This is a genomic window from Sphingopyxis sp. (genome assembly GCF_036675685.1).
In the GTDB taxonomy this organism is placed as follows: Bacteria; Pseudomonadota; Alphaproteobacteria; order Sphingomonadales; family Sphingomonadaceae; genus Sphingopyxis.
Genome location: NZ_JAKFEM010000043.1, coordinates 1 through 26,188 on the forward strand (window position 1 = coordinate 1; position 26,188 = coordinate 26,188).

Below are 26,188 nucleotides of genomic sequence, written 5' to 3' on the forward strand. Positions count from 1 at the left end.
CCCCAAGGCCCGAACGGATCATCCGAATGGATGCCGCCTCAGTGAGGCTTTCATATATTCCGCAATTTTCCAAGCTATGTTCGCGTTTCCAACTTGGCCTCGCTGGCGAGTTCATTTGGCCGGTTGCTGTCTGTCGGCTTCCAATCGGATATCGGCGAAAGCCGACATTGATCGTGCCGTTAAGATATGATCTCCCCCGACCGGTTGTTACAGCTCGGCTCCATGCCGCGTCCGACCCGTTCCGATCCTTGAGCTGCACGAAGCGCGCAGCCTTGGCTACCGCCCGAACGGATGGGCCGCGTTGGGTCGAGGCGAGGATCGGCTGGTTCATCCATTATATCGCGCCGCGACCACCCGACCCGTTTGATGGGGCGCGACGGCCATGAAGGGATCGTTCGGGATGGAACGAGTAAACGTGGCGTCGGCAACGCTTCCGAAAGCGACGGCGGCCGCGCTCCAATCGCCGAAGAAACACTGATACCGTGCGGATTCAGCCCGGATTCGGTCCGTCTATTTCGCCGGCTGCTTCCCGCTTTCGACCGCCATCCGGCGGACGCGCTCGCCCGATCGAATACCGGTCGGCTGGCCGTCCTTGAAGACTAGCGCACCATTGACCCACACGCGCGAGATGCCGACCGATTGCGCCGACGGATTGTCACTCGTCGCGCGATCTGCGATCGTCGCGGGATCGAACAACACCAGATCAGCGTGCGCGCCGGGACGAATGAAGCCGCGGTCGGTGATGCCCATATGCTCCGCTGCCGCCCCGGTCATCTTGTGAACAGCTTGCTCAAGGGTCAGCAGCTTTTGTTCGCGCGCATAGACCCGAAGCACGCGCGGGAAGGAGCCCGCTCCGCGTGGATGGCGATCGTCCAGCATGCCGTCACTGCTGATGTTGGCGTGCGGCCATGCGATCAGTTTTGCGACGTCATCGGAACGCATGCTCGTGCCAATCACCATTTCCTGCGCGCCGGGCACCTGCGATTCGGCGATCAGCTGCATTAAGGCGGGCGCGGGATCGATACCCCGATCGACGGCGACCTGCGCGACGGTTTTGCCGACAAGCGATGGGTCCGGGCTGAAATCGGAAAGCAGCAATCCATCAGCCGGTGCAAGATGCTTGAGCGCGAATTCGGCACTTTCGCGATTGGCGAAATCGCGCTTCGGGAACATCACAGTCAGCGTCGATTGCCAATATTCATAGGGATAGACGTCGCCGGTTATGTCGATACCGGCCGCACGGGCACGATCCATGATGCCCAGATAGCGATCAGCCTGTCCCCACCAGTCGGTCATCGCAAGCTTCATGTGCGACACCTGCACGGGCATCCCGGTGACACGGCCGATCCCGACAATCTCGTCGAGCGCGGCCCAGATATACTGGTCCTCGCTGCGGATGTGACTGATATAACGGCCACCCGAGCGCGCGGCTTCCTTCGCGAGATCCAGCACCTCTTCCTTGCTGGCATATATGCCGGGATCATATTCGAGCCCGGTCGAGAGGCCGATTGCGCCCGCCTTCATCGAGGTGCGCACCATCTCTCGCATCTGCGCGACCTCGCTCGCGGTGGCGACGCGCTTGTAATCCTCGCCCAGCACCGCGGCGCGGACGCTGTTATGCCCGACGTACGACGCGATGTTCACCGCGACGGGAATCTTTTCCATCCGGGTGAACAACGCGTCTAGCGGAAGCTCCGATCCGCCGTCCTGACCGACGATAATTGTGGTGATGCCCTGGCTCACCACGGGCAGCGCGTCGGGCTTCTCGAACAGGCCATGATCATGGTGGCTGTGCGTGTCGATGAAACCGGGCGACAGGATCAGGCCGCCTGCATCGACCAGCTGCTCACCGGCGCGCGGGGTCAGATCGCCGACCGCGACGATCCTCTCGCCCTCGATCCGTACCGAGGCCGGACGCGCCGGCGCACCGGTTCCGTCGACTACACGCGCGCCCGTGATGAGCGTCGAAGGCTGGTCCGCGGCGCTGGCGACGCCGACGGGTGCAAGCACGGCGGCGGCGGTTGCCAGCATCCCGATGCCCGATCGGCGCAGGGTTTCGATCCAGCGTGGCGGTCGACCCGATTGCGGTGTTGCTGTGTGGTACATCCTCATTCTGCCTTTCCCGAACCCGTTCAATCGTTGATCATGAAGGACGACACTTGTCCGTGGGACGCGATGCCCAGACTGACGCTCGCGGTGCGATCGCCAAATGTCGCTACATAGGTGTAAAGCGTGTCGTCGCCGAGTTCGGCTCGATCGCTGATCTCCAGCTTCGTCACAGCGCCGAGCTTCTTCAGCATGCCTGCAAAATAGGGATTCGCCACCTCGGTAAAGCCCGGCGCAGCGAGCGGGATATCCTGCGGGCTGAGCGCGCCCGCACGGGCTTTCTCGACCAATGCGGAAACGCGGCGCTCGATATCGGGCTGCGCCGCAGGGGCCGGACCGCGTGCGACGAGCGCGGGGTCCCACACCCGGGCAATACCATCGACAAAGGTCTCGAGCTTGGTGTCTGCCGAGTTGGTCAGCAGGATGATCGAAATATCGTCGCCAAGATAGCGCGAGACATAGGTCCGGAAACCCTGCCAGGCTCCGCCGTGGCTATAACGGGGATTCCCGTCGGCCGTTTTTTCGATCCGCCACGCAAAACCATAAGGATAGGGCTTGCCGCTGTTGAGTTTGACCGGGGTATAAATTTGCTGCCAGCTGGCGGCGGTCAGCACCTTGCCCCGCTCGACGCCGCGTGCCCATGCGATCACATCGTTAAGCGAGAAATAGAGCGAGCCGTCTGCCGTCGTATTCAGCGACGGCGATACCCAGTCCTGATTCTTCAGCACGCCGCCAACCAGATGATAGCCCGAGGCGCGATGCGGCACGATGTCAGCTTCGCTGATCCCGCGCGCGGTCTTCATCCCGAGCGGCTTGAAGACCTCGGTGTCGAGAACGTCGAGATAGGACCGGCCGGTCGCTTTCCTGATCAAAATGCCCAGCAAGGCATAGCCCGTGTTGCTGTAATTCCAGCGCGCGCCGGGCTGGAAATCCAGTGGCAGCGCATAGGCGATCTTCACCAGTTCGTCGTCGCTGTAGTCGCGCTTGTAATCGAAGTCCGCGCCATAGTTGGCGACGCCTGCGGTATGGGTCAGGAGGTGACGGATGGTCATGGTGCGCCAAGTCGCCGGCGCATCGGGCAGATATTTGCTGACCGGATCGTCAAGCCGCATCTTGCCGCTCTCGACCTGCGACATCACCGCCGCCGAGGTGAACATCTTTCCCACCGAGCCCGACTGGAAGATCGTATCGGCGGTTACGGGAACGGCATTTTCGACGTCGGCCTGACCATAGCCCTTGGCAACGACGATTTCTCCCTTGCGCAGCACCGCTATCGCGACCCCGGGGACTTTCTCCGCCTGCATTTCAGCCGCCACGAAGGCGTCGAGCCGCTTCTCGAACGTTCCCGGATCGGGGGCCGCGAGCACCGGCGCGGCGACGCCGAGCGTAGCCAGTGCGCATAAAGTGGTAATCCGCCTCAACATCATTCTCTCCCCTTTTACTTTGTTGTTTGTAATTTGCTGGCGGTGGCGGCCCTGGAACCACCGCCGCCCCATATGTCTTCGCCGCACCAGATGAAGCCGTCGCGGTAGGTGGCGCACGGCGCGCGGTCGCGCTGGAGCAGGACGGGGCCGTCGAGATCGACGACATCGCAATACTGACCGATGACGAAAGCCGGCGCCATCGCCAGCGAGGTGCCCAGCATATTGCCGACCATCACGCCCAGCCCGCGCGCACGCGCCGCTTCGACCATCACCAGCGCCTCGGTGAGACCGCCGCATTTGTCGAGTTTGATATTGATCATCGAAAAGGCATCGGTCAGCCCGGCGATGCTGTCGAGGCCCTGTACGCTTTCATCTGCGGCTATCGGGATCGGCGAATACAGCCCCTCCAGATCGGCATCACGGTCCATCGGCAAAGGCTGTTCGATCAGCGCGACATCAGCGGCAAACAGCGTGGGGATGAGGGCTTCAAGTGTCGCCCGCGAAAAACCCTGGTTGCCGTCGATGCCAAGCCAGACATCGGGGCGCGCCGCACGCACCGCGCCCACGCGGTCGGCGTCGAGGCCGTCGCCGGTTAGCTTTAGCTTGATAGCGCGCGCTTCGGCAAAGGCGATCGCCCGCTCGGCGACAATGTCAGGCGTATCGGCGCCGATCGTCCAGGTGGTCAGACATGGCTGCGGTGCCGCAACCTTGGCAGCCTGCCAGACGGAGCGCCCCGAGCGCGCCGCTTCGAGATCCCACAATGCGCAGTCGAGTGCATTGCGCGCGCCGCCAATGGGCAGCAACAACTGAAGCCTGGTGCGGTCCACCCCCGCAGCGCAGTCTTCACGTAGCGAGGCAATATCGGCCGCGATACTTGCTGGCGTCTCGCCGAGATAATCGACCCCGGCCGCCTCGCCGCGGCCTTCAAATTCCCCGTCGCGTATGATCGCGACGACCAGTTCAATCTCGGTATAGGTTCGCCCCGTGATACGAAACGGGTTGGCCAGCGGCCATGTCTCGATGCGAACCTCGATATCCATGATGGCATTCCCGATATGATCAGCGGCCGAAACGGATCGGCAGCGAAGAAGCTCAGTCGAAATTTGCGGCGATATATGTGGCGAGCGCCTCTGCGCCCGTTGCGACCGGATCGAAGCAGGGCAGCATCAGCCGGTCCTCGATCCGGCGCAAATGCGCCGCGCGGTCTGACGCAGGGAGGCGCGAGGTGTTGATGCTGACACCGGCGCAGCGTACGTCCGGATTGGTCAGGCGCGCCATGCCCAGATTGACCTCGATGCAGCGTTCGAGATCAGGAAGGATGAAATCTGGATAGCCATCGATATGCGTCCGTCCCGCCGCATGGCACGCGATGATGGCATCAGGCTGCGATCCATGGAGCAGGCCAAGCGCGACGCCGGCATAGGCGGGATGAAAAAGCGATCCCTGCCCCTCGATCACATCCCAATGACCGGGATCGTTGTCGGGTGAGAGTGCCTCTGCCGCGCCGGCGACAAAGTCGGACACGATGGCGTCGATCGGCACCCCCTCGCCTGCGATCAGGATTCCCGTTTGGCCCGTCGCACGGAAGGTCGCCGTCATGCCGTGCGCCGCCATGTCGCGCGCAATCGCGAGCGCGGTATATTTCTTGCCGACAGCGCAGTCTGTGCCGACCATCAGCATCCGCCGTCCACTCCGCTTGGCGCCCGTCCCGACCGGATAGCTCGCGCCGGGAGCCCGCACATCAAACAGCGACGCGCCCGATGTCTTTGCTGCGGCGGCGATCTCGGGCACGTTGCCGAGTCGAGCGTGCATACCGCTTGCGACATTCAGCCCCGCGCCGAGCGCCTCGACGATGGGCGCGATCCATTCGCGCGCGATAGCGCCGCCAAAGGGCGTGACGCCAATGACCAGCGTCGCGGCACCGGCAGCGCGCGCCTCCGCAAAGCTCATGTCCTTCAGCCCGAGGTCGATCCCGCAGGAAGGAAGGCGCCACTGCCCCACGCACCGTTCGGGTGCCCAGTCGACGAGCCCGCACGCCGTCTTGGCGTCGAGCCGCTCGGCAACGTTGCCCAGAAAGAGCAGATATTTGCCGGGGATGATCATGCGGGTTTGAACCTTCTGTGTACCAAGCGCGCATGACAGGAAATGCGCAACGATGCATTGATTGTTATAATTATTGCCCTAGAAGTCAACTGACATAAATGTAACAATCTTTCCGCCGATAGGGAGCGCACCGTTGAGAACCATATTGACCCTCCCCTCGCCGGCTTCAGCCTCTAGGCTTGATGCCTCGCGGAGGCGCGCATGAAGCCCTTCGCGCGCAAGCCGGTGTCGGTGCTTCAGGGAAGCACCGACACCGGCGGACTGACGCGCACCGTCGGGCTGTTCGCTCTGGTCTGCTTCGGCGTCGGCAGCACGGTTGGCGCTGGCATATTCGTGCTGACGGGCACCGTCGCCGCGCAGCATTCCGGGCCTGCCGTGGCGCTGTCCTTCCTCATCGCGAGCGCGGTCTGTCTGCTCGCCGGGCTCTGCTATGCCGAACTCGCCGCGATGATGCCCGTGGCGGGCAGCGCCTATTCGTACAGCCATGCCTCGATGGGCGAAGCGGCGGCGTGGACGGTCGGCTGGTGCCTCGCGCTCGAATATCTTTTCGCGGGCGCGCTCGTTGCGATCGGCTGGTCGGGTTATGTCCAGGCGGTGCTGCAAGATATCGGCATCGGCTTCCCCGCGTTGTTCGCGCAGGCGCCGTTCGACCTTTCCGCCGCGCGCGAGCTGGTCGCGACCGGATCGATCCTGAACCTGCCCGCAGCCCTGGTGACGCTGGTCTGCACCGCGCTGCTGCTGCGCGGAACCGAGTTCTCGGCGCGGATCAACAATCTGATCGTCGTCGCCAAGATCGCGGCGATGCTTCTCGTCGTCGCGACGGGGTTCGCCTTTATCGACACTGCCAACTGGACGCCGCTTATCCCGGCCAACACGGGTGTCTTCGGTCATTTCGGCTGGTCGGGCATCATGCAGGGCGCCGGCTTGCTATTCTTTGCCTATGTCGGATTCGATGCCGTCACGACCTTGGCGCAGGAGGTAAAAGACCCGCAGCGCACCATCCCGCGCGCGCTGATGGCGTCGGTCGGCATCACCACAACCCTGTATGTTCTGGTCGGCGTCGTCATCACCGGACTGGTCAGCTATCGCCTGCTCGACGTTCCCGATCCCGTGTATGTCGCGCTGAACAGCGCTGGACCGGGACTGGCGTGGACCAAGGTCATCGTCGGCTTTGTTGCGATCGCTGGGCTGATCTCGGTGCTGCTCGTCACATTGCTCGGCCAGGTACGCATCTTTTACGCGATGGGCCGCGACGGCCTGCTACCCGCGGCGTTCACGCGCGTCCGGGCGGATTCGCACATCCCCCATATCGGCACACTCGTGACGGGCGCGATTGCCTCGATCGCAGCCGGGCTCCTCCCGATGAGCCTGCTCGGAGAACTGATCTCGATGGGCACACTGTTCGCCTTCGTCATGGTAGGGATCAGCGTCATCGTCCTGCGGCGGCGCGAGCCCGAAATCGCGCGCCCGTTCCGCGTACCTCTCTACCCGTGGACACCCTTGCTGAGCGTCGCCGCCTGCCTGTATCTGATGTGGACGCTTCCGCTCGATACGTGGCTGCGGCTCGTGGTCTGGCTGGCTATCGGCTGCGCAGGGTATCTGCTCTACGGCATGCGTCGCCGGCGACGCGAGGCTTAGCGGCCCTATGACCGGCCCGGCTTACGGACCGCCGGGCTGCCGATATGCCCGGTATAGGCCTGATAAAGCTCCGACAGGCGATCGAGCCGCTTCTCCACCGTCTTGCCGAGCGTTCCGATCACATCGTTAACTAGCAGATTGACCACGCAGCTCAGCGCGACCTGCGAACTCCAGAACAGCTCGACCTCGGTCGGCGCCGCGATGACGTGGTTCGTGAATTTGCGGATCCAGTCGCAGAATTTGTCGGTAATCATCACCACCGGAATATCCTCGCGGCTCGCCCGCGCCGCCAGATCATAGGATTGTTCCGAATAGCGCCGCATGTCGACGAGCACGAGGCAGCGATCGGCCGGATCGCCCGCAAATACCTCATGATAATTGCCCGCCGACGTGTCGACGATGCTGACCCCCTCGCGCGCATATTGCAGCAGATGGGCAAGCGTTGCGGCCACGCCGCGCTCGGTCTGAAAACCCGCCACATGCACATGGCGGCTATGCGCGAGCAGCGCCACGATCTGCTTCCAGCCGTCGCTTTCGGCCATCGCGTAAATCTCGATTATCCCGGCCAGTTCGAGTTCGAGGCTGCGCTGGCTATGGTTGCTCTCGCCGCGCGTACCGACAAACTCGGTCACCTGATCGCCGACCAGCCAAGGCACGCCCGACATCGTCGTGCGCAATCCCGCCTTCAAATCCTTGAAATGCCGATAACCCATCTTGCGTGAAAAACGGCCGACCGTGACCGGGCTCACCTGTAGTTTGGTGGCGATGGAATTGGCGGTCTCGAACGCGATTCCACCGCGATTGGTCAGGATGAAGTTGGCGATCGCCCGCTCGGCCGACGTAAAGCTCTCGAGGCTGTCCTCGAGCCGCTGCAGCAGATCACGCGATATGTCAGCTCGGCCTTGCACGCACCATCTCTCCCCGGTTCCTGCGACATTGTCTTCCTTAGGATAGCAAGTTCGCCGACGCCAGCATGCCGACATAGCCCTGTTTTGCTAGGAAAGTGGAAAGATGATGTTACTTATTTGACATTGAACGAATCAATGACATAAATATGTCTGACTCGGCAATCATCGCCCGCACCTGCAGCGCACGAAACGCGAAGACCGGGATTTACGGCACAAAGGGGAAGTCAGGATGATCGGAGACAACAGCATCGGACGTCGGGCAAGCAGGGCAGTGCTGGTTTCGGCCGCTTCCCTCGCGGCCTTGACCAGCCCCGCGCGCGCGCAAGAGGCCGCTCAGCAGTCCGGCGATGGCCAGAGCGCCACGGCCACGGACGAAATCATCGTCACCGGAACGCGGCGAGCCGAATCGGTCCGCGACGTGCCGTTCAACATCCAGGCGATCTCCTCCGATACGCTGGAAAAGACCGGTGCCACCGATATCGCCGATTTCGCGCGCACGGTTCCCGGTCTTTCACTCACCGATAACGGCGCGCGCGAGGGCGTGACGCTGGTGCTACGCGGCCTGCGCACCGGCACCGAGGCGGCGCTGGCGCCGACAACGACGGTCTATGTCGACGAAATACCCATGGACATGCCTTTCCGCGGCTCGCCGCTCGATCTGAAGCTCGTCGATGTCGAACGCGTCGAGGTACTGCGCGGACCGCAGGGAACCCTGTTCGGCGGCGGCGCGATCGGCGGGACGCTTCGCTATATCTCCAAAAAGCCCGGCATGACCGCGATCGAAGGCCGCGTCGGTGCAGAGCTTTCGGCGACACGGCATGGCGGTGCCAATTATAACGCCACCGCCATGCTTAACGTCCCAGTCGCCGACTGGATCGCGGTTCGTGCCAATGTCGGCCGATTCCGCAATGACGGATACATCGACAATGTCGCGCTGGGCACGAAGGACATCAATGACGACAGGACGACCTCGGCTCGCATCGCGGTGCTGATGAAGCCCGCCGACAATCTGGACATCGACCTGTCCTACTACCGTCAGACCGCACGGTATGGTGAGTTCAACAACCAGCGCGAAAGCCAGCCCGACCTCACCGTCGATTACACTCATCCGGGCGATTCGCGTTACAAAGCGCAGCTCGCCAATCTCACGCTGTCCTATGATTTCGGATGGGCCAGCCTGACCTCGAGTTCATCATATGTCGACGAGCGGTTGAATGCGACCAACGATTCGACCTTTGGCATCCGGGACGGCATCTTCAGCAGCTTCCTTGATCCCGCCGACATACCCGAATTCACCGTCATCACGCAGCGCCGGGCCAGGTCGCATGGCTTCACGCAGGAAGTCCGTCTGGTTTCGAGTTCGGACGGGCCGTTCGACTGGATCGCTGGCGGATATTACAACAAGGTGCGTGTCCGCGAGGTCCAGCAGGAACTCGTTCCCGTCCCTTTCCCCGGCCAGGACGATTTCGAGCAGAATATTATCGGCGGCGAGCTGAACGACAACAAGGAATATACCTATGAAAGCGACACGCGAACGCGCCAGTTCGCGGCATTTGGCGAGCTGAAATATCATGTCACCGACACTTGGCAGGCATCGGTTGGCGGTCGCTATTTCGACGTTCGCGGAACCGGCGGCTTTTTCTCGATCGACCAGTGGTTCGGCCAGAACGCCCGCGACGCCAATGGCCTCGCCCGCACCACCCCCTTGCCATATGAGTTTTCCAACGGACGCTACCATGAAAAGGGCAGCGTCTGGCGGTTCAACAGCTCGTACAAACTCGGCCGCGATGGCCTCGTCTATGTGACGATTGCGCAGGGGTTCCGGCCGGGCGGGTTCAACCTCACCACGCCCAATACCGGCATCCCGCCCGAGGGCCGGCAATATGATGCCGACGATCTGGTCAGTTACGAGCTTGGCGGCAAATTCTCACTGCTGCAGAACCGGCTTTATGTCAGCTCGGCGATCTTCCGCATCGATTGGTCGGACATCCAGACGACGGTGCGGACGCCGCTGGGTTTTGCTTATCAGGGCAATGCCGGAAAGGCCGTGTCGGAGGGGGTGGAACTAGAACTCAACGCGCGCGACATCCTGCTGCCCGGCCTGTCGTTCAACCTCGGCTACAGCCTTACCGATGCAAAGCTGACCGAGACGATCGCCGGCATTGGTTTCAAGGGCGAACGGATGCCGCTGGTTCCGCGCCACGCGCTGTCGTTGATGACCGACTATAGCGCCGAGATCGGCGGCGATCTTAAATTGGGGTTCAACTGGGTCTCGTCCTATACGAGCAGTTCACACGCCGATTTCGGGCGCTTCAGGCCCGTCAATGATCCGGTGACCGGCCTGCCCGTTCCTGCGGCCAGCCCCAACCCGCAATATCTGCCGCTGGACAGCTATTGGCTGACCAACATGTCGTTGCGCATCGAAGGCGAAAGCTGGAGCGTCAGGGTCTTCGCCGACAACCTGTTCGACGCGCGCTTCAAGACATCGCGTCAATTTGTGAATGCAAACAGCCGTTTCGCAGTCTCCGATATTCAGTATAGCCCCAACCGCCCGCGCACGATTGGCATCGGGTTATCCAAGCGTTTCTAGTATCGGCGCGGAGTTCCATCTCGCAGAGAAACAGACGCCGTCAGATTCGCCAAGTTTTCGGAAAGCATAACCGGTAATACGCGCGAGATCACAATTCCCTTTTTACAGCTAGATTTTCGTTCGTAACTTGTGAGAATTCGCCATTGGACATTGCACTCATCATCCGGATTGCGCTTCCCGTGTCGGCCAGATCTGACCCCATCCAAGCCGCGTCTCGAATTAATTGCCAAGACTGATGCGGAAATGAAGTATTCCGCTCGGGCTGCGTGCAGCGATTCTGGCCGTCTTCGGACCGTCGGCTTTTCGTTGGAAAGCTCAAAAAGCGGACGGTCGCTCACAATACCTCACCATCTGGCTGCACTGATTTTCCTCAAAGAATGCCTCTTAATCTTCTTTTCTAAATTCTAGAACAATTGCGCTGAATTTATCGGCCTGTTTCGAATAAGCTCCTCGACATAAAACTCTCCTCACCCCGAACGGATCGGGGACAAAGTTTCCCAGAGGAGTTTCAGCAATGTCGATCCAAGCTACCCCCACCCCGGCCAAAGCACTGCTCAACCCCAGCAACCACGCTCTGGTCCTGATTGATTTCCAGTCGCAGATGGCGTTTGCGACCAAGTCGATTGCCGCCGAGCTTCTACGCAACAACGCCGCGCTCGTGTCAAACGGCGCCGCCGGCTTCAACGTCCCGACCATTTTGACCACCGTTGCCGAAAAAAGCTTCTCCGGCCCGATGTTCGACGAAATCACCGACGCCTTCCCAAGCCAGAAACTGCTCGACCGCACGTCGATGAACACGTGGGAAGATGCGAGCGTGATCGAAGAAGTGAACCGGATCGGCAAGGACCGGATCGTGTTCGCCGGCCTTTGGACTTCGGTCTGCATCGTCGGTCCGGTGCTGTCCGCGATTGAGCAGGGCTTCGAAGCTTACGTCATCACCGACGCAAGCGGCGACATTTCGACCGAAGCGCATGAACGCGCCGTCGAACGCATGATCCAGGCAGGTGCGAAACCGATCACCTCGCTTCAGTATCTGCTTGAACTGCAGCGCGACTGGGCGCGCGCCGAAACCTATGACCTCACCACTGGCATCGCGCGCAAATGGGGCGGCGCTTACGGTCTCGGCATCACCTATGCCAAGACCATGTTCGGCGCCTCGGAAGGCGGTCACTGATTCGATAGGGCGGGCCGGACCTGAAAACCCGGCCCCTCACCTCCTCCCCAACGAAAAAAGGAATTCAGCATGAGCTATGTAACCACCAACGACGGCGTCGAAATCTTTTACAAGGACTGGGGTCCAAAGGATGCCCAGCCGATCGTCTTCCATCACGGATGGCCGCTTTCGGCGGACGACTGGGATACCCAGATGCTGTTTTTCCTTGCCAACGGTTATCGCGTCGTCGCGCATGATCGCCGCGGCCATGGTCGCTCGGCGCAAGTCAGCGACGGGCATGATATGGATCATTATGCGGCGGATGCCGCGGCGGTGATGGAACATCTCGACCTGAAAAATGCTGTCCACATCGGTCATTCGACCGGCGGCGGCGAAGTCGCGGCCTATGTCGCCCGTCATGGTATCCCGCAGGGTCGCGTGGCGAAAGCCGTGCTGGTGTCGGCCGTGCCGCCGGTCATGCTCAAGACCGACCGTTATCCGGGCGGCCTGCCGATCGAAGTCTTCGATGGCATTCGCAGCGAACTCGCGGCGAACCGCTCGAAATTCTTCCGCGATCTGGCCGCGGGCGCCTTTTACGGTTTCAATCGCGACGGGGCGAACGTCATTCCCGCGGTGATCGACAATTGGTGGCGCCAGGGCATGATGGGCAGCGCCAAGGCGCATTATGAGGGGGTCAAGGCCTTCTCGGAAACCGACCAGACCGACGACCTGAAGGCGATCACCGTCCCAACGCTCGTCCTGCACGGCGACGACGATCAGGTCGTGCCGTACAAGAATGCCGGCGTGCTCCAGGCCGAGATTTTACCTAACGCGACCCTCAAAATCTATGAAGGCTTTCCGCACGGCATGCTCACGGTCAACGCCGATGTGATCAACCCCGATCTGCTCGCCTTCATACAGAGCTAAAATCATCAGGGAGGATGGACATGATGAAACTCACGCTCATCTCGCTGGGTGCCGGGCTGCTGGTCGGACTGATCTACAGCCTGCTCGGTGTCCGTTCTCCCGCCCCGCCGGTCATCGCCCTCGTTGGGCTGGCGGGCATATTGCTGGGCGAACAGCTTGTCCCGATCGCCAAGCGCCTCGCCAACCGGACTGAATTGGTGCGCTTCATTCAGGATGACTGCGTGCCCCAGGTGCTGGGATCGCCACCGATAGTGAAGGATCGCGACGCATGAACCCGATCACCCGTCGCCACGCGCTTGCCGGCGCTGCCACAACCGCCCTGCTGACCGCCACGGAGAGTTTCGCCATGAACCAGCCCGATTTGCTGATTGTCAACGCCAAGGTGACGACGCTCGACCGCGCCAATCCGGTTGCCGAGGCCGTTGCCATTCGCGGTGCCAAATTCCTGGTAGTGGGATCGGAGGCAGAAGCCCGCGCAGCCGCCGGTCCCGACGCCGAGATCGTCGACGCCAAGGGCGGCCGTCTGATCCCCGGCCTCATCGACAGCCATATCCACGTCATCCGCGGCGGGCTCAATTATAATATGGAGCTGCGCTGGGACGGCGTGCCCAGCCTTGCCGATGCGATGGCGATGCTGAAAAAGCAGGCCGCGAACACACCGCCGCCGCAATGGGTGCGCGTCGTCGGCGGCTTTACCGAACATCAGTTCGCCGAAAAGCGGCTGCCAACGCTCGACGAGATCAACGCCGCTGCGCCCGACACGCCGGTTTTCATCCTCCACCTCTATGACCGGGCGCTACTCAACGCCGCTGCGCTTCGCGTCGTGGGTTACACCAAGGACACGCCAAATCCGCCGGGCGGCGAGATCGTGCGCGATGCCGCGGGCAACCCGACGGGCTTGCTGCTCGCGCAGCCCAATGCGGTCATCCTCTATTCGACGCTCGCCAAGGGGCCGAAGCTTCCCGAAGAGTATCAGGTCAATTCGACCAAGCATTTCATGCGCGAGCTCAATTCGCTTGGCGTGACCAGCGTCATCGACGCGGGGGGCGGTTTCCAGAATTATCCCGACGATTACCAGATCATCGAAAAGCTGCACAAGGACGGCGAGCTGACGCTGCGCATCGCCTATAATCTGTTCACGCAAAAGCCGAAGGAAGAACTCAAGGATTTCGCGACCTGGTCGACGCAGGTGAAGCCGGGCGACGGCGACGACAACTATCGTCACAATGGTGCGGGCGAAATGCTGGTCTATTCGGCCGCGGATTTCGAGGATTTCCGCGTCGAACGGCCCGACATGCCGCCGAGCATGGAAGGCGATCTCGAGCCCGTCGTGCGCCTGCTCGCCGAACGGAAATGGCCGTGGCGACTTCACGCCACCTATGACCAGACGATCAGCCGCGCCCTCGATGTGTTCGAAAAGGTGAACCGGGATATCCCGCTGTCGGGCCTCAACTGGTTCTTCGACCATGCCGAGACGATCAGCGAACGCAACATCGACCGCATCGCCGCGCTCGGCGGCGGGATCGCGGTCCAGCACCGGATGATGTTCCAAGGCGAATATTTCGTCGAACGCTATGGCGCGAAGGCCGCCGAGGCGACGCCGCCGATCAAACGGATGATGGAGGCGGGCCTGCCCGTCGGGGCCGGCACCGATGCGACGCGCGTTGCAAGTTATAATCCTTGGGTGTCGCTGTCGTGGTTGGTGACCGGCAAGACGCTGGGCGGCCTCTCGCTCTATCCCGCCCGCAACCGGCTCGACCGCGAAACGGCGCTGCGGCTGTGGACCGAGAAAAACACCTGGTTCTCGAACGAAGTCGGCACGAAGGGGCAGATCAAGGCAGGCCAGCTCGCCGATCTCGCGCTGCTATCGGACGACTATTTCGGCGTGGCCGAAAGCGAGATCGTTCACCTCCGCTCGATCCTCACCATCCTCGGCGGCAAGGTCGTGCACGGCGAAGGCGATTATGGTCCCATCGTACCGGCGCTGCCGAAAGCGATGCCCGACTGGTCGCCCGTTGCGACATTCGGCGGCTATCATCACCGCCCCGAGGGCGCCCAAAAGCTCGCCTCGGCCTGTGGCTGCGGCACGGCCTGCGGGGTTCACGGCCATGATCATGCCGCGGCGCTTGGCGCTGCAGTTCCTGCTGCCGATGTCCAGAGCTTCTGGGGTGCGTTCGGTTGCGGCTGCTGGGCGGTCTGAACCATGATGACCCCCGCACCCGCGCCGACCTTGCTCGCCCGCCTGCTCGGCGACTATCGCTTCGCGGCCCTCGCCGCGACCCTGCTCACCCTGCCCTATTGGACCAGCGGCTTCGCCAAACTGTTCGACCTTGACGCTGCGCTCGGCGAGGCACGGCATTTCGGGCTCGAACCCGCCGCTCTCACTGTCGGGCTCACCATCCTGGTCCAGATCGGCGGCTCGGCGCTGGTCATCCTCAGCCGCAAGGCATGGCTGGGCGCCGGTGCGCTGGGCGTGTTCACCGCCATCGCGACGGTGATCGCGCACCCCTATTGGCAGGTCGCCGATCCCGTCGCCCGCTTTCACGAGCGCAACACCTTCCTTGAGCATGCCGGACTCATCGGCGGCCTGATGCTTGCGGCGATCCTGCGCGGCGGCAAGCCATGACCGCTGCGACCACCCTGACAAAGACCGAGGGGCCGCTCGCCAGCCCAATGTTCCGCGCGCTGTGGATCGCCACGATCGTGTCGAACATCGGCACCTGGATGCACGATGTCGGTGCGGGTTGGCTGATGACGTCGCTGTCGCCAGACCCGCTGATGATCGCGCTGGTGCAGGCCGCGACGACATTCCCGATGTTCGCGCTGGCGCTCCCCGCCGGAGCGCTGGCCGATATCGTCGACCGGCGGCGGCTGCTGATCGGCGCGCAGCTGTTCGGGCTCGTCGCGGCCGCCGCGCTGGCCGCGATCACACTCTCGGGGTTCACCGACGCATGGATATTGCTGCTGTTCACCGCCGCCATTGCGATCGGTGCCGCTTTCTCCGCGCCCGCCTTCCAGGCAATCGTCCCCGAACTCGTCCCCGGTCCAGCGTTGCAGCAGGCCGTCGCGCTTAACTCGCTCGGTATCAACATCGCGCGGGCGATCGGCCCGGCGCTGGGCGGCGTGATCATCGCCGCATCCGGGCCGGGCGCCGTCTTTGCAATCAACGCCCTGTCAGTCCTCGCCGTGCTGACCGTGCTGTATCGTTGGCGGCGGCACGCCCCCGACCGGCACCTGCCCGCCGAGCATATGGTCGGCGCGATGCGCGCCGGTCTGCGTTACGCGATGCGCGCGCCCGAGCTCCAGATCGTGCTGATCCGTTCGGTCGGCTTCTTCCTCTTCGCCAGCGGCCTCTGGGCCTTGCTGCCAATCATCGCGCGGCGCGATCTGGGGCTTGGCCCAGCGGGCTATGGCGGGCTGCTGACCTTCATGGGGCTCGGCGCGATCGCCGGGGCAGTGATCATGCCCAAGCTGCGCGGACGGCTGAGCGCCAACAAGATCACGCTAGCCGCGTCGATCCTGCTCGCGGCCGCAATGGCTGGCCTGTCGCTCGCGTCCGATTTCTGGACGGCGTCGGCCACGCTCTTCGTGGGCGGGCTGGCCTGGATCGCAATGATGGCGTCGCTGAACGGCGGCGCGCAGGCGACATCGCCCGCCTGGGTCAAGGCGCGGGCGCTCGCCATCTACCTCCTCGTCTTTCAGGGATCGATGACGGCCGGGTCGACCTTGTGGGGATCGGTGGCGTCGCGCATCGGGGTGCCGACCACCTTGCTCGCTGCCGCCGCCCTGCTCGTCGTCGCCAGTCTTGTTCTCGCGTGGCGCTTCCCGCTCGATGGCACGAGCCGCCTCGACCTCGCACCGTCCGCGCACTGGCCTACTCCGATCGTTGATGGGGATATAGAACAGGACAGTGGCCCGGTTCTGGTAACGATCGAATATCGCGTCGCTGCCGACAAAGTGTCCGAATTTTTCGCGGCAATGCAGGCCATGCGCCGGATCCGGCGTCGCGACGGTGCAATCCACTGGGGCGTCTATGAAGACACCGCGCAGCCCGGCACCGTCATCGAAATCTTCACCGTCGAGAGCTGGCTGGAGCATCTGCGCCAACATGACCGGGTTACCAACGCCGACCGCGTACTGCAGGAGACGCTGCGCGATTTCCACGGCGGCGACAGCCCCCCGGTTGTGCGCCATTTCGTCACCCGGCGCTGATGCGCGCACTGCTGCTTCTCACGGCGCTGGGGGCGCTGGCGCCGCTGGCGGCCGAAGCGCAGGAGGTCGAACAGACCAACCTTCGCTATGACGAGGATTGGTCGGTTCTCGGCGACGCGGCACGCGCGGGGTGGCAGCGGATCAAATATGCACCGCTCGACAAGGATGGTGCCGTCCATTTGACGCTCGGCGGCGAAGCCCGGGCGCGCTTCGAAGGCTTCGACAACAATCTGTGGGGCGATCCGCCCGCACCCGATGACGGCTATCCGTGGCTGCGCGTGATGCCCCACGCGGATCTCCACGCTGGCCCGGCGCGCCTCTTCGTGCAGGGGATCGCCGGCTATGCCCGCGGGGTCGGCGCGGGCAAGGGTCCTGCTGACGAGACGGGTATCGACCTGCTCCAGGGCTTCGCCGACGTGCGCATCGGCCTTGGGGAGGATGGCGACCTGACCCTGCGCGGCGGCCGCGAACTGGTCGCGCTGGGATCGGAGCGGCTCGTCGGTATCCGCTACGGTCCCAATATTCCGCAAGCGTTCGATGGCGTTCGCGCGATCGCGACTCGCGGCCCCGTTCGCATCGACGCCTTCCACCTGCGCCCGGTCGCGGTCGGCGGGGGCGATTTCGATGATGCGGCGTCCAAGACCCGACGGCTTGATGGTGTCTATGCGACCATCACGCCTGTCGCGGCCATCGGCATCGACGTCTATTGGCTCGGCTATAAAAACGAAGCCGCGCGGTTCGTTGGGCGCAGCGGACGAGAAGCCCGCGACAGTTTCGGGGTGCGCTTCTTTGGCAAGCGCGGCGACCTTGGCTGGAATTGGGAGGGCATAGTGCAGCGCGGACGCTTCGATGGCGGCCCGATCCGCGCTTGGTCGATCGCGACCGAGACCGCATGGAGCTTTCCGCAAGCCGCGCTCAAACCCCGCCTGCGCCTCCGCGCCAATATCGCGAGCGGCGATCGAAACCCCATGGATGGCACGCTTGGCACCTTCAATGCGCTTTTCCCCAAGGGCAAATATTTCGGCGAGTTGTCGCCAATCGGCCCGCGCAACATCGTCAACATCCACCCCAGCGTCGATTTCGACCTCGGGTCAGGTGTGACGGTCGAACTGGCGGCGGCCACATTCTGGCGACACCGCCGCGGCGACGGTATTTACGATATTCCGGGCCAGCTCATCCGTCCGGCAGCCGGCAGCGGTGCACGCCATATCGGCGATCAGATCGAAATCTCGGCTGGCTGGCAGGCGAGTCCAGTGCTATCCTTTTCCGGCTCCCTATCTGCCTTCCGCGCGGGGAGGTCCATCCGCGAGACCGGGCCGGCGCGCACGATCCGCATGGCCGGCGCCGAAGCGATGCTGAAATTCTAGAGATCTATCAAGCCGGCGATCTCGGCGTCGTTTTTGCCCAATCCGACAAATTGTTCGAGCAGCCACGAAGCGGCGGGACCCGGCGGCGTATCGCGGCGCCAGACACCGGCAAAGCGATATGTGCCGCCCGGATGGTCGGGCATCGCAAGCTGAACGAGCGTCCCGGCTACCAGATCGGCTTCGATCATCGGGAGCGGCATATTGCCCCAGCCAATCCCCTCGCGCAGCAGCGCATGTTTCGCACCAAGGTCGGCGAGCCGCCATGTCTTGGGACTCATCACCGAATAATCCTGCCCCTCGGTAAAGCGAGAACGGTCGGTGAGCACGAGCTGGGTGTAATCGCGTCCAGCCCCTGGCGCGATGCGCTCCATCCGACCGAGCGGATGATCGGGCGCGGCAACCGGGACCATCGGGATCGAGCCCGCTGCGATGCATTCGACACCTTCGACCCCGGCAGCGAGCGGCCCCGAAATGCCGACGATGGCCTTGCGGTCAAGTACCATCGCGGTGATCGCGCCAAGGGCCTCGACATGCAGGCGGAGCTGCACCGTCGGAAATTCGGCGGAAAAGGTCCGCAATATCTTCCCCAATCGTTCGGCGGGCAGCATCACATCGACCGCGAGATCGACTTCGGCCTCCAAGCCATCGAGCAATCCCTTCACCTTGGCGCGGAGTCCATCGATCCCGTGCGAAATCGCGCGGGCTTCGGACAACAGCGCGCGTCCGGCGACGGTCAGTCGCGGTTTGCGCGTACCTTCGCGCTCGAACAGCATCACGCCGAGCTGTGTTTCGAGGTTCGAGATGCCATAGCTGATCACCGAGACCGCCCGGTTCAGCCTGCGCCCCGCCGCTGCAAAGCTGCCGGTATCGACGATCGCCAGGAAGATGCGCAGCTGATCGAAAGTCGGCGTGCCCGGATTATTCACTATTCAATTTCCTCGAACGTTTCGATGCGATTTATCCCTCTGACCGGGAAAGCACGCAAGGCCCAAATGGGTGCCAACAGCGGATGACTTTCCGTCCGTGCCTGGAGACAAGACCATGATCGAACTTCGTCCTTTCGACAGCCTCGGCGCCGCCAATCACGGCTGGCTCGACGCCAAACATCATTTCTCCTTCGCCGGCTATCACGATCCGGCGCGGATGAACTGGGGTAATCTGCGCGTGTGGAACGACGACATCATCGCGCCGCAAACGGGCTTCCCCCCGCACCCGCACCGCGACATGGAAATCATCACTTACGTCCGCGAAGGCGCGATCACCCATCAGGACGATCTCGGCAACAAGGGTCGCACCGAAGCGGGCGACGTGCAGGTGATGAGCGCCGGCACGGGCATTCGGCATTCGGAGTATAATCTGGAGGATGTGACGACGAAGATCTTCCAGATCTGGATCGTGCCGACCCGCGACGGCGAAGCTCCGCAATGGGGCGCCAAGCCCTTTCCCAAGGGCGCACGCTCGGGTCAGTTCGTAACGCTCGCCTCGGGTTATGACAATGACAATGATGCGCTGCCGATCCGCACCGACGCGCGCGTCGTCGGCGCAACGCTGCGCGCCGGCGAGACCGCGGACTATCCGCTCGGCAAAGACCGCCGCGCCTATCTCGTGCCCGCGACCGGAGCAGTGGAAATCGACGGGGTCCGCGTCAACGCCCGCGACGGCGCGGCGATCAGCGACATGGACGTGGTGCGCATCACCGCGATCGAAGACAGCGAAATCGTCCTCGTCGACGCAGCTTGACCCCGGAACGACGCGGCGAAATCGCCGCGTCGTTTTGGCCGATTTGAGACGGTCAGCTATTAGGCGCGTAAGGGTAGAAAGCTGACGTTCCCGACCGAAGCACTTTAATCAGATGGGACCCCGCTGATGCTACCTGACGCAATATCGTCGAGCCGTGAAAGCACCACGCGATAGAGAGACATTGTCTGAGAAAATCGTATGTCAGGCTTGTCGCCGGCTTTCACCGCGAGCCCAGCCAATTCCTGGTCCTTCTGAAGAGCTGACAGCGCAATTTTCCGAAATCCCACAGGATCGTCGGCGGGGCTGAACAAACGAGTCACCGCTGTTAGCTCGTCGAGCGCATAACTCATCTCGTCCACGTTGGAGCCGCCCGATTCCGAAGCGGCGCTCTGATAACGGGTTTCAGCCATAACGACCTTCAGCTTTACGATTCTTGGGTCAATACCCGTCCAGCGCGTATCCCAATCCCCATTATCCTTCCGATCCCGGCCATAGATTTCGAGAAAGCGTTCAGCGGGGCCATAATCACCATTCAGAACTGTCGCCAAAGCGTCGAGATACATCAGGTTTTTGGCGCGTCTCTCGAAGTTGTCTGTGGCGCAGGCGTTTTTGGCCACTTGGGGAGCATATTCCGGAAGATCGCAAAAATCGGTTCCCCCCTCGAACGCATTTTCCGCGACAGCCTTCAGCCCTTCGGTTCGCTGTTGCTGCGCCATCAGGACCGCATGCGCCACATCTTCAAATGATCCGGTTTGCTGCGCATCGAACAATGCTACGCGAATGCGCAGTTCGCTCCGCTTAGTGTCCATACCTTCGTCAACGATGAGTTCGTCAAAGCGGGCTTTCGCAGCGGTAGACGCCGTCCCGGGAAAGGCAATTTTGGCTCGGAGCCCCGCCACGACCCCCGACAGCCACACGTGGTCACCGTCGATGACGGCGTCGGCATATCCCTATTCTTCCTGCTCGCGCCGCTGCTCATCTTGGAGCGGAACGACCACCTCCTCGGGTGTGCGGGCATAGGGTGGTTCGGGAGACACCGCCGGCGGCGCCGCCGCGACGCGAGTGTTAAAAGCAGCACAGGACCTCTCCAAGCCCGTTATCGATTATCGGCCTTTTCAAGGACCGCTGGCCAATTAGCCTTGCCGCGCTCAATTGCGCCGGCAAGGTCGGCCTCCCACAGCTCTTTCGCGCGGTCGTTGAAATTCAGATACAGGCGTCCGTCGACGATACGCCACACCTTGGGATCGCCCGGTGCGATGTAATTCTGGCTGACCGCCCAGGCGCAATAGCCGCCGAACTGCGGGGCGAAGGCGTCGGCGTTCGCAACAAATAGGTCGCGCGCCTCTGCCGAAGCGAAGCGCCAGACCGCTCCGTTCCAGCGATATTCGAACGCCGCCGATCCGACGACAGGGCCGCCGTCCGAGAAATAGGACGCGGCGTCATAGCCGCCGATGGCGATGCCCTCTTCGGTTGCCGAAACGGGGGGAGCCGCTTGCGACGGAGCAGCGAAGACCGCGGTGGGCGTCAGGGCGAGAATTATGGCGGCAGCAATGATACGCATGATGATCCGTTCCACTTTGAGAGATGAGTTACATCGGCGTCAAAGCCGGTCGCGAAGGCGGCGGAACCTACCAGCGCAGGAAGCGCGGCAGGAAAAGCCGCCCGGCCGCGGCCGAGAGCATCACTGCCAACCCGTGCCACAGCGAGATGTGAACGATATTGTCGATCGAGCAATGCAGCGCGACGATCGTCGCCCCGGCGCTGCCCGCGGCAAGCCCGATCACCAGCCCCGCGCGCTCGGGCGAGGTCGGTGCCCCGGCCTTGAGCCAGGCGAAGAGCGCCGCGCCAACACCGAGACCCGAAATGACGGCCTCGGCGAGACAACGCGTGCCTGCGCCCATGCGTGCAGATTCCATCGCGGCGTGGCTGTTACCCATGGACAGGAGCAGCGCCGACAGCGGCAGCGCAAGTGCGACCAGCCCCGCCCAGCGCCAACCGCCATAGTCGCGGCCGACACCCGGCATGCCCATGCGGATCGCGCTCCATACCGCCGCCATGCCCACCCCGGCGATCAGCCAGAAGGACAGCATCGACAGCATCGGCATCTGGCCGCCCAGAAGATCGTGCCGCATCCCGGCATAAGCGATCAGCGCCGCGGCGCCGCCCGCCCATCCGAGCAGGACCCACAGCGACCCCTGTCCTGTCCGGCGCGGCCTGACCGGCTTCAGTTCGTCCGCCAGTCCGTCGATCAGCGCGTCGATCGATGCATCGGTCATTCTCATTCGCTTTCAATCAGGGCGGCGAGCTTCTTCAGCCCGCGGTGGATATTCACTTTGACCAGCGACTCGCTCTGGCCGCAGATTTTCGACGCTTCGGCGATCGAGGCGCCCTCTATCTTGACGAGGGCTATCGCCTGCGCCTGCTTGGGCGGCAGCAACGTCATCAGATGGTCGATGCTGAGCCGCGCGTGCACCGCTTCGTCCTCGGCGTCCACGGCGGCGTCATTGTCGCCGAGTTCAGCCTCGTTGCGCTGTCGGCGCAGCATGTCGATCCAGCGATAGCGTGCGATGGCCGCGAGCCATGGCAGGAAAGCGCGGGTCGAATCCCAGGTCGCAAGCTTGCGATGCATCGATACCAAAGTTTCCTGAACGAGGTCGTCGATGTGGTGCAGTGCGATGCGGCGTGCAAAATAACGTTCGAGCCATTTGCGGCAGTCGGCCAGCAGCGTACGATAGGCCGCACGATCCCCCCGCTGCGATGCAGCCATCAGGCGCGCGAGCGAAGGTTCCTCGATGCTCATGTCGCGCGCACTCTAGCAAGCAGCGCATCGAGCGAGAACAGCCCGCCGCCGCGCGGAATCAGGATCGCGGCCATTGCGACCCACAGCGAATGCACCGGCCACCAGGCGTCGGGAAATACGAAGATCTGGATGACAAGCGTCATCACCAGCAGCGCCCCTGCCGAAAAACGTGTCGCGAGGCCGAGGAGCAGCAGGATCGGAAAGAAATGCTCGGCATAGGTCGTGAGCGGCACGGCCAGGACCGGGTCGAGTGGCAGGCCGGAAAATTCGGACGCGAACAGATCATATTGCGATGGGTCGATCTGGAGGAAGCTGCCTTCGACCACTTTCGTCTGACCCGAACGCCAAAACACACCCGCAAGTGCGAGGCGGAGCAGGAACAATGCAACGGACTCGGGAATACGCGAGGCAGCGATCTCCACGCCGCGGTCATAGAATGCGACTAAGCGATTCATCTTCAAAGCCTTTCGAATGCCCCTGCGTCGATCAGCGCCGCAAGAGCGGCACCACCGTCAGGGTGGTCTTCGGCGAGGAGTGCGAGCAGGTTACCGAGCGGCGAAATTTCTTTCGCAAGACCGAGAGCGGCGATGTCGGCGGCGTGAACGGGAAATAGCCGCACATCCGCGTCAGGCCGCGTGATCAGCAGTGCCGATGTACCGGGCGCGAAGGCTGGATCGATCAATCGCGCCGCATCTGTCGCCAGACTGAGAAACCGCGTCGCCGGATGCAGGTGAACCGAAAAGCCGAGCAAGGTCGTCTCGTTATATCCCGCCAGATCGGCGAGCCCGAGCGCGGGCCCTTCGGCAGCGTTGTAGCTTTCGAGCCAGGCCCATTCGACGCGCGCCAGATCGGCCGCAAGCGGATCACCCAGCCAGTCGGCAAAGCCCGCGCCAATGTCGGTCAGCGACCGCCCCTCGGCCCCGCATGCGTCGACGAACTTGCGCGACAGGCGATTGAACGGCCCTTCGCCGAGATGCGCGCGGGTCCGAGGAAATGTCTCCTCAAGCGCGACCAGGCGCGCATGCGAAATAGTGTTGGCGTGAACGCGCAGGCCCCGGAGCACGGCGACCTCGTCCCCAGCAAAAAGCGCGTCGGGCAAGTGGTCCGGCCCATGCAGCAATGTCGCCGCCAAAGCCCCTTGGTCGCGCTCAAGCATATTCTGTCTCGGACAGCAGAAGCGCGTCGGCCTTCATCGCCTCGGCGATCAGCGTCGGAAAATCGGGAACGTCGGTGTCCCATTCGACGAGCACCGGCTTCGGCCCACTGCGCGCGAGGAATCGCGCGAGCAGGTCCCAGCAACTCGATCGGACGGGTGAGCCATGGTCGTCGATCGCGATCGTACCGCCCATGTCGTCGCTCTTCACGGCGTGGCCCGCGACATGAATCTCGCCGACAAGGCCCGGATCAAAGGCTTCGAGCCAGACGCCCGGGTCGAGCCCGAGATTGAAAGCCGAGACTTCGACATTGTTGATATCGAGCAAGAGACCGCAGCCGCTGCGCCGGCAAAGCGTATGGAGGAATTCGACCTCGTCCCAGTCCCCCTGCGCATAGGCGAGGTAGCGCGACGGGTTTTCGATCAGGATGGTCCGGCCGAGCCGATCCTGCACGCGCCCCACTTCGCCCGCGAAATGATCGAGAGCCTCATGGGTGTACGGAATGGGGAGCAGATCGGGGAATTTGTCGTTCGGCCCATTGCTCCAGCTCAGATGGTCGGAGACCATCGCGGGCCGATAACGCTCGCACAGCGCCGCGAGCGCCTCGAGCTCGTCCAGATCGACGCCAGCCGCCGAGCCGAGCGACAGGCCAACCGAGTGAAAGCTGAGCGGGATATGTTCCGCAATCGCGGTGAGCCAGCGATGCGGTGGTCCGCCCGCGCCGAAGTAATTTTGGGGGTGCACTTCGGCCCAGGCGGGCGCCGCCCCGCGCTCCGCCGCTGCGAGCACATCGACATAATGGCTCGATTTGAGCCCTATGCCGGCGCGCGGCGGCAGCGAGTGGAGCGCGGGAGCGGACATGATCAGCCCTTGCGCGGAACCGGCTTGGCATTGCCTTCGTGCGCCGTGAGCGTGCCGCCCATCTTGACGCACGAGCCCGCCTTCACATGCTTCCAGGCGTTGCCCTGATAGTCGGCGGTCGAGGTGCCGGCGCAGCTCGTGCCCGGACCCGCGGCGCAGTCATTCTTGCCCTTCAGCGAGACGCCATAGCATTTCTCGGTCTTGCCTTCGGCGGCAGCAGCGGTGGTGCTGAAGGCGTTGCCGGCAGCCATGGCGAGCACCGCCGAAGCGGCAAGCGAAAGTTTCAGTGCGTTGGTCATTTCAATCTCCCTTTGAAAATGGGTGATGCGAGGGATGGCATCGTTTGCCGGTTCGCGGTGCCTTCTCCGAAGGTTACGCCAATGCGAATTATCGCGATGGCCGCAGGGTCGCGATCGCGGCGCTGTCGAGGATCGCGTGGAAAGCGCCGGTGATGTCGGCGTCGGGATAGAGCGCATGCCCGGCGGCCGAGGTGGCGCCGATCGTCTCGCCGACCCGAAACTGGGCGGCAAGATGGATTTCGCGGGCTTCAATGCAGGCTATAAGGAATTCTTCGGCACCGCCGAGAATCCCAACCTAGTCGCCCGCTCGACCGTGCAGGTCGCCGGGCTGGCCGGTCCGAACTTCCTGATCGAGATCGAGGCGATCGCCGCGAAGGTTCCATAGAGCGCCTACATTTGATGAAAACGGGAACCGGTTCGGAACGCCATTTGGCTCAAAGCGCGAAAGCGGCAGCCTCTCCCGGCAGTTTCATTCTTCGAAGACATGCATTTCCAGTCCAACGGGAAAACGGCCCATCGACATTCATGGTCCTTTCTTTGGGTGACGGATAGCGTGGTCAGTCCGGCTGCACCGAGGCTTGGATAGCCTGCCCGGAGAGAAGGGATGCCGAGGCTCAATGAGCGGCAATTCATCGCTCGACAGTCCGGCATCCCTGCCCAGATCAGCCTGCGGCGTTCGGCACCGGCGTGTTGAGCAATTGCTGCTCCCACAGATACGCGATGCCGCTGCCGCTGAAGTGCTGGATGAGAATCTCGGTCAGTTCCTCGACATGCTCGGTGCGCGCCCAATCGCGTTGCCATTCGCCAGCGAGCGCCATCACGGTCATCACGTTCGCGCCGGCCGCGATCATTCGCTGGATGGCAACTTCGTGAGACTCCTTCGAAATCCCGCCCGACGCGTCGGTG

The 26,188-nt window shown here is 62.9% G+C and carries 24 protein-coding genes and 2 pseudogenes; 11 read left to right on the forward strand and 15 right to left on the reverse strand.

From position 1 onward, the window contains the following. Positions 1-510 precede the first annotated feature (510 nt). The 4 genes from V6M50_RS16710 to dgcN are packed head-to-tail and all read right to left on the reverse strand — an operon-like array spanning position 511 to position 5,633. Positions 511-2,106 (reverse strand): N-acyl-D-amino-acid deacylase family protein, encoded by a 1,596-nt coding sequence (locus V6M50_RS16710; protein ID WP_332819712.1) that lies wholly within the window; start codon positions 2,104-2,106, stop codon positions 511-513. Positions 2,107-2,132: 26 nt separating this feature from the next. Beyond that, positions 2,133-3,533, reverse strand: a complete 1,401-nt coding sequence (locus V6M50_RS16715; protein WP_332819713.1) for a serine hydrolase domain-containing protein — start codon at positions 3,531-3,533, stop codon at positions 2,133-2,135. A gap of 11 nt (positions 3,534-3,544) precedes the next feature. Next, positions 3,545-4,570, reverse strand: a complete 1,026-nt coding sequence (locus V6M50_RS16720; protein ID WP_332819714.1) for a dipeptide epimerase — start codon at positions 4,568-4,570, stop codon at positions 3,545-3,547. Between the two features lie 52 nt (positions 4,571-4,622). Next, positions 4,623-5,633, reverse strand: coding sequence for an N-acetyltransferase DgcN (gene dgcN / locus V6M50_RS16725; RefSeq protein WP_332819715.1), 1,011 nt, complete (start codon positions 5,631-5,633; stop codon positions 4,623-4,625). A 201-nt stretch (positions 5,634-5,834) separates the two neighbouring features. On the opposite strand from dgcN, the gene V6M50_RS16730 reads away from it, so the two are divergent. Further along, the gene (locus tag V6M50_RS16730) at positions 5,835-7,271 is read left to right on the forward strand and encodes an APC family permease (protein WP_332819716.1); all 1,437 of its coding nucleotides are present in this window, start codon (positions 5,835-5,837) and stop codon (positions 7,269-7,271) included. 5 nt (positions 7,272-7,276) lie between these two features. On the opposite strand, the gene V6M50_RS16735 is transcribed toward V6M50_RS16730, so the two are convergent. Further along, entirely contained in the window at positions 7,277-8,179 is a 903-nt protein-coding gene (locus tag V6M50_RS16735; RefSeq protein WP_332819717.1) for a MurR/RpiR family transcriptional regulator, read from the reverse strand. Positions 8,180-8,480: 301 nt separating this feature from the next. On the opposite strand from V6M50_RS16735, the gene V6M50_RS16740 reads away from it, so the two are divergent. From V6M50_RS16740 to V6M50_RS16775, 8 genes are all read left to right on the forward strand, one after another. Then, positions 8,481-10,769, forward strand: a complete 2,289-nt coding sequence (locus tag V6M50_RS16740) for a TonB-dependent receptor (protein ID WP_332819718.1) — start codon at positions 8,481-8,483, stop codon at positions 10,767-10,769. Between the two features lie 514 nt (positions 10,770-11,283). Further along, on the forward strand, positions 11,284-11,943 hold the full coding sequence (locus tag V6M50_RS16745) for a hydrolase (protein WP_332819719.1): 660 nt from the start codon (positions 11,284-11,286) through the stop codon (positions 11,941-11,943). A gap of 69 nt (positions 11,944-12,012) precedes the next feature. After that, on the forward strand, positions 12,013-12,849 hold the full coding sequence (locus V6M50_RS16750; RefSeq protein WP_332819720.1) for an alpha/beta fold hydrolase: 837 nt from the start codon (positions 12,013-12,015) through the stop codon (positions 12,847-12,849). Positions 12,850-12,872: 23 nt separating this feature from the next. Beyond that, a complete protein-coding gene (locus V6M50_RS16755) occupies positions 12,873-13,121 on the forward strand; it encodes a XapX domain-containing protein (protein ID WP_332819736.1) in 249 nt (82 codons plus the stop codon). Further along, entirely contained in the window at positions 13,118-15,049 is a 1,932-nt protein-coding gene (locus tag V6M50_RS16760) for an amidohydrolase (RefSeq protein ID WP_332819721.1), read from the forward strand. Before V6M50_RS16755 ends, V6M50_RS16760 begins: the two co-directional genes overlap by 4 nt. A 3-nt stretch (positions 15,050-15,052) precedes the next feature. Next, positions 15,053-15,475 (forward strand): DoxX family protein, encoded by a 423-nt coding sequence (locus V6M50_RS16765; protein WP_332819722.1) that lies wholly within the window; start codon positions 15,053-15,055, stop codon positions 15,473-15,475. Then, positions 15,472-17,061 carry an MFS transporter gene (locus V6M50_RS16770; protein WP_332819723.1) on the forward strand — a complete coding sequence of 530 codons (1,590 nt, stop codon included), beginning with the start codon at positions 15,472-15,474 and terminating at the stop codon, positions 17,059-17,061. Before V6M50_RS16765 ends, V6M50_RS16770 begins: the two co-directional genes overlap by 4 nt. Then, the gene (locus tag V6M50_RS16775; protein ID WP_332819724.1) at positions 17,061-18,428 is read left to right on the forward strand and encodes an alginate export family protein; all 1,368 of its coding nucleotides are present in this window, start codon (positions 17,061-17,063) and stop codon (positions 18,426-18,428) included. Before V6M50_RS16770 ends, V6M50_RS16775 begins: the two co-directional genes overlap by 1 nt. Here the strand turns inward: V6M50_RS16775 and V6M50_RS16780 are convergent. Next, a complete protein-coding gene (locus V6M50_RS16780) occupies positions 18,425-19,354 on the reverse strand; it encodes a LysR family transcriptional regulator (RefSeq protein ID WP_332819725.1) in 930 nt (309 codons plus the stop codon). The genes V6M50_RS16775 and V6M50_RS16780 overlap by 4 nt on opposite strands. Before the next feature lie 115 nt (positions 19,355-19,469). On the opposite strand from V6M50_RS16780, the gene V6M50_RS16785 reads away from it, so the two are divergent. Then, complete coding sequence (locus V6M50_RS16785) at positions 19,470-20,168, forward strand: pirin family protein (RefSeq protein WP_332819726.1); 699 nt, start codon at positions 19,470-19,472, stop codon at positions 20,166-20,168. A 104-nt stretch (positions 20,169-20,272) separates the two neighbouring features. On the opposite strand, the gene V6M50_RS16790 is transcribed toward V6M50_RS16785, so the two are convergent. From V6M50_RS16790 to V6M50_RS16825, 8 genes are all read right to left on the reverse strand, one after another. Next, positions 20,273-21,085 carry a hypothetical protein gene (locus V6M50_RS16790; RefSeq protein ID WP_332819727.1) on the reverse strand — a complete coding sequence of 271 codons (813 nt, stop codon included), beginning with the start codon at positions 21,083-21,085 and terminating at the stop codon, positions 20,273-20,275. A 179-nt stretch (positions 21,086-21,264) separates the two neighbouring features. After that, positions 21,265-21,729 carry a YHS domain-containing (seleno)protein gene (locus V6M50_RS16795; protein ID WP_332819728.1) on the reverse strand — a complete coding sequence of 155 codons (465 nt, stop codon included), beginning with the start codon at positions 21,727-21,729 and terminating at the stop codon, positions 21,265-21,267. 67 nt (positions 21,730-21,796) lie between these two features. Next, a complete protein-coding gene (locus V6M50_RS16800; protein WP_332819729.1) occupies positions 21,797-22,444 on the reverse strand; it encodes a DUF1109 domain-containing protein in 648 nt (215 codons plus the stop codon). A gap of 2 nt (positions 22,445-22,446) precedes the next feature. Then, on the reverse strand, positions 22,447-22,968 hold the full coding sequence (locus tag V6M50_RS16805; protein ID WP_332819730.1) for a sigma-70 family RNA polymerase sigma factor: 522 nt from the start codon (positions 22,966-22,968) through the stop codon (positions 22,447-22,449). Further along, positions 22,965-23,423 carry a DoxX family protein gene (locus V6M50_RS16810; RefSeq protein WP_332819731.1) on the reverse strand — a complete coding sequence of 153 codons (459 nt, stop codon included), beginning with the start codon at positions 23,421-23,423 and terminating at the stop codon, positions 22,965-22,967. Before V6M50_RS16810 ends, V6M50_RS16805 begins: the two co-directional genes overlap by 4 nt. Before the next feature lie 2 nt (positions 23,424-23,425). Further along, entirely contained in the window at positions 23,426-24,124 is a 699-nt protein-coding gene (locus tag V6M50_RS16815; RefSeq protein ID WP_332819732.1) for a DNA-binding domain-containing protein, read from the reverse strand. Further along, entirely contained in the window at positions 24,117-24,983 is an 867-nt protein-coding gene (gene bufB / locus V6M50_RS16820) for an MNIO family bufferin maturase (RefSeq protein ID WP_332819733.1), read from the reverse strand. The genes V6M50_RS16815 and bufB overlap by 8 nt, the downstream gene beginning before the upstream one ends. Positions 24,984-24,985: 2 nt before the next feature. Further along, positions 24,986-25,282 carry a BufA1 family periplasmic bufferin-type metallophore gene (locus V6M50_RS16825; RefSeq protein ID WP_332819734.1) on the reverse strand — a complete coding sequence of 99 codons (297 nt, stop codon included), beginning with the start codon at positions 25,280-25,282 and terminating at the stop codon, positions 24,986-24,988. Between the two features lie 205 nt (positions 25,283-25,487). On the opposite strand from V6M50_RS16825, the pseudogene V6M50_RS16830 reads away from it, so the two are divergent. Then, positions 25,488-25,667: pseudogene (locus V6M50_RS16830) on the forward strand (Rid family hydrolase); the annotation flags it as partial. A 277-nt stretch (positions 25,668-25,944) separates the two neighbouring features. Here the strand turns inward: V6M50_RS16830 and V6M50_RS16835 are convergent. Then, positions 25,945-26,188 (reverse strand): annotated as a pseudogene (locus V6M50_RS16835) (hypothetical protein); the annotation flags it as partial.

Coding starts and splice junctions, on each gene's coding strand:
- V6M50_RS16810 (WP_332819731.1), bottom strand. CDS start 23,423: ATGAATCGCTTAGTCGCATTCTATGACCGCGGCGTGGAGATCGCTGCC.
- V6M50_RS16785 (WP_332819726.1), top strand. CDS start 19,470: ATGATCGAACTTCGTCCTTTCGACAGCCTCGGCGCCGCCAATCACGGC.
- V6M50_RS16715 (WP_332819713.1), bottom strand. CDS start 3,533: ATGATGTTGAGGCGGATTACCACTTTATGCGCACTGGCTACGCTCGGC.
- V6M50_RS16750 (WP_332819720.1), top strand. CDS start 12,013: ATGAGCTATGTAACCACCAACGACGGCGTCGAAATCTTTTACAAGGAC.
- bufB (WP_332819733.1), bottom strand. CDS start 24,983: ATGTCCGCTCCCGCGCTCCACTCGCTGCCGCCGCGCGCCGGCATAGGG.
- V6M50_RS16720 (WP_332819714.1), bottom strand. CDS start 4,570: ATGGATATCGAGGTTCGCATCGAGACATGGCCGCTGGCCAACCCGTTT.
- V6M50_RS16765 (WP_332819722.1), top strand. CDS start 15,053: ATGATGACCCCCGCACCCGCGCCGACCTTGCTCGCCCGCCTGCTCGGC.
- V6M50_RS16775 (WP_332819724.1), top strand. CDS start 17,061: ATGCGCGCACTGCTGCTTCTCACGGCGCTGGGGGCGCTGGCGCCGCTG.
- V6M50_RS16710 (WP_332819712.1), bottom strand. CDS start 2,106: ATGTACCACACAGCAACACCGCAATCGGGTCGACCGCCACGCTGGATC.
- V6M50_RS16755 (WP_332819736.1), top strand. CDS start 12,873: ATGAAACTCACGCTCATCTCGCTGGGTGCCGGGCTGCTGGTCGGACTG.
- V6M50_RS16825 (WP_332819734.1), bottom strand. CDS start 25,282: ATGACCAACGCACTGAAACTTTCGCTTGCCGCTTCGGCGGTGCTCGCC.
- V6M50_RS16730 (WP_332819716.1), top strand. CDS start 5,835: ATGAAGCCCTTCGCGCGCAAGCCGGTGTCGGTGCTTCAGGGAAGCACC.
- V6M50_RS16800 (WP_332819729.1), bottom strand. CDS start 22,444: ATGACCGATGCATCGATCGACGCGCTGATCGACGGACTGGCGGACGAA.
- V6M50_RS16805 (WP_332819730.1), bottom strand. CDS start 22,968: ATGAGCATCGAGGAACCTTCGCTCGCGCGCCTGATGGCTGCATCGCAG.
- V6M50_RS16745 (WP_332819719.1), top strand. CDS start 11,284: ATGTCGATCCAAGCTACCCCCACCCCGGCCAAAGCACTGCTCAACCCC.
- V6M50_RS16760 (WP_332819721.1), top strand. CDS start 13,118: ATGAACCCGATCACCCGTCGCCACGCGCTTGCCGGCGCTGCCACAACC.
- V6M50_RS16770 (WP_332819723.1), top strand. CDS start 15,472: ATGACCGCTGCGACCACCCTGACAAAGACCGAGGGGCCGCTCGCCAGC.
- V6M50_RS16815 (WP_332819732.1), bottom strand. CDS start 24,124: ATGCTTGAGCGCGACCAAGGGGCTTTGGCGGCGACATTGCTGCATGGG.
- dgcN (WP_332819715.1), bottom strand. CDS start 5,633: ATGATCATCCCCGGCAAATATCTGCTCTTTCTGGGCAACGTTGCCGAG.
- V6M50_RS16795 (WP_332819728.1), bottom strand. CDS start 21,729: ATGCGTATCATTGCTGCCGCCATAATTCTCGCCCTGACGCCCACCGCG.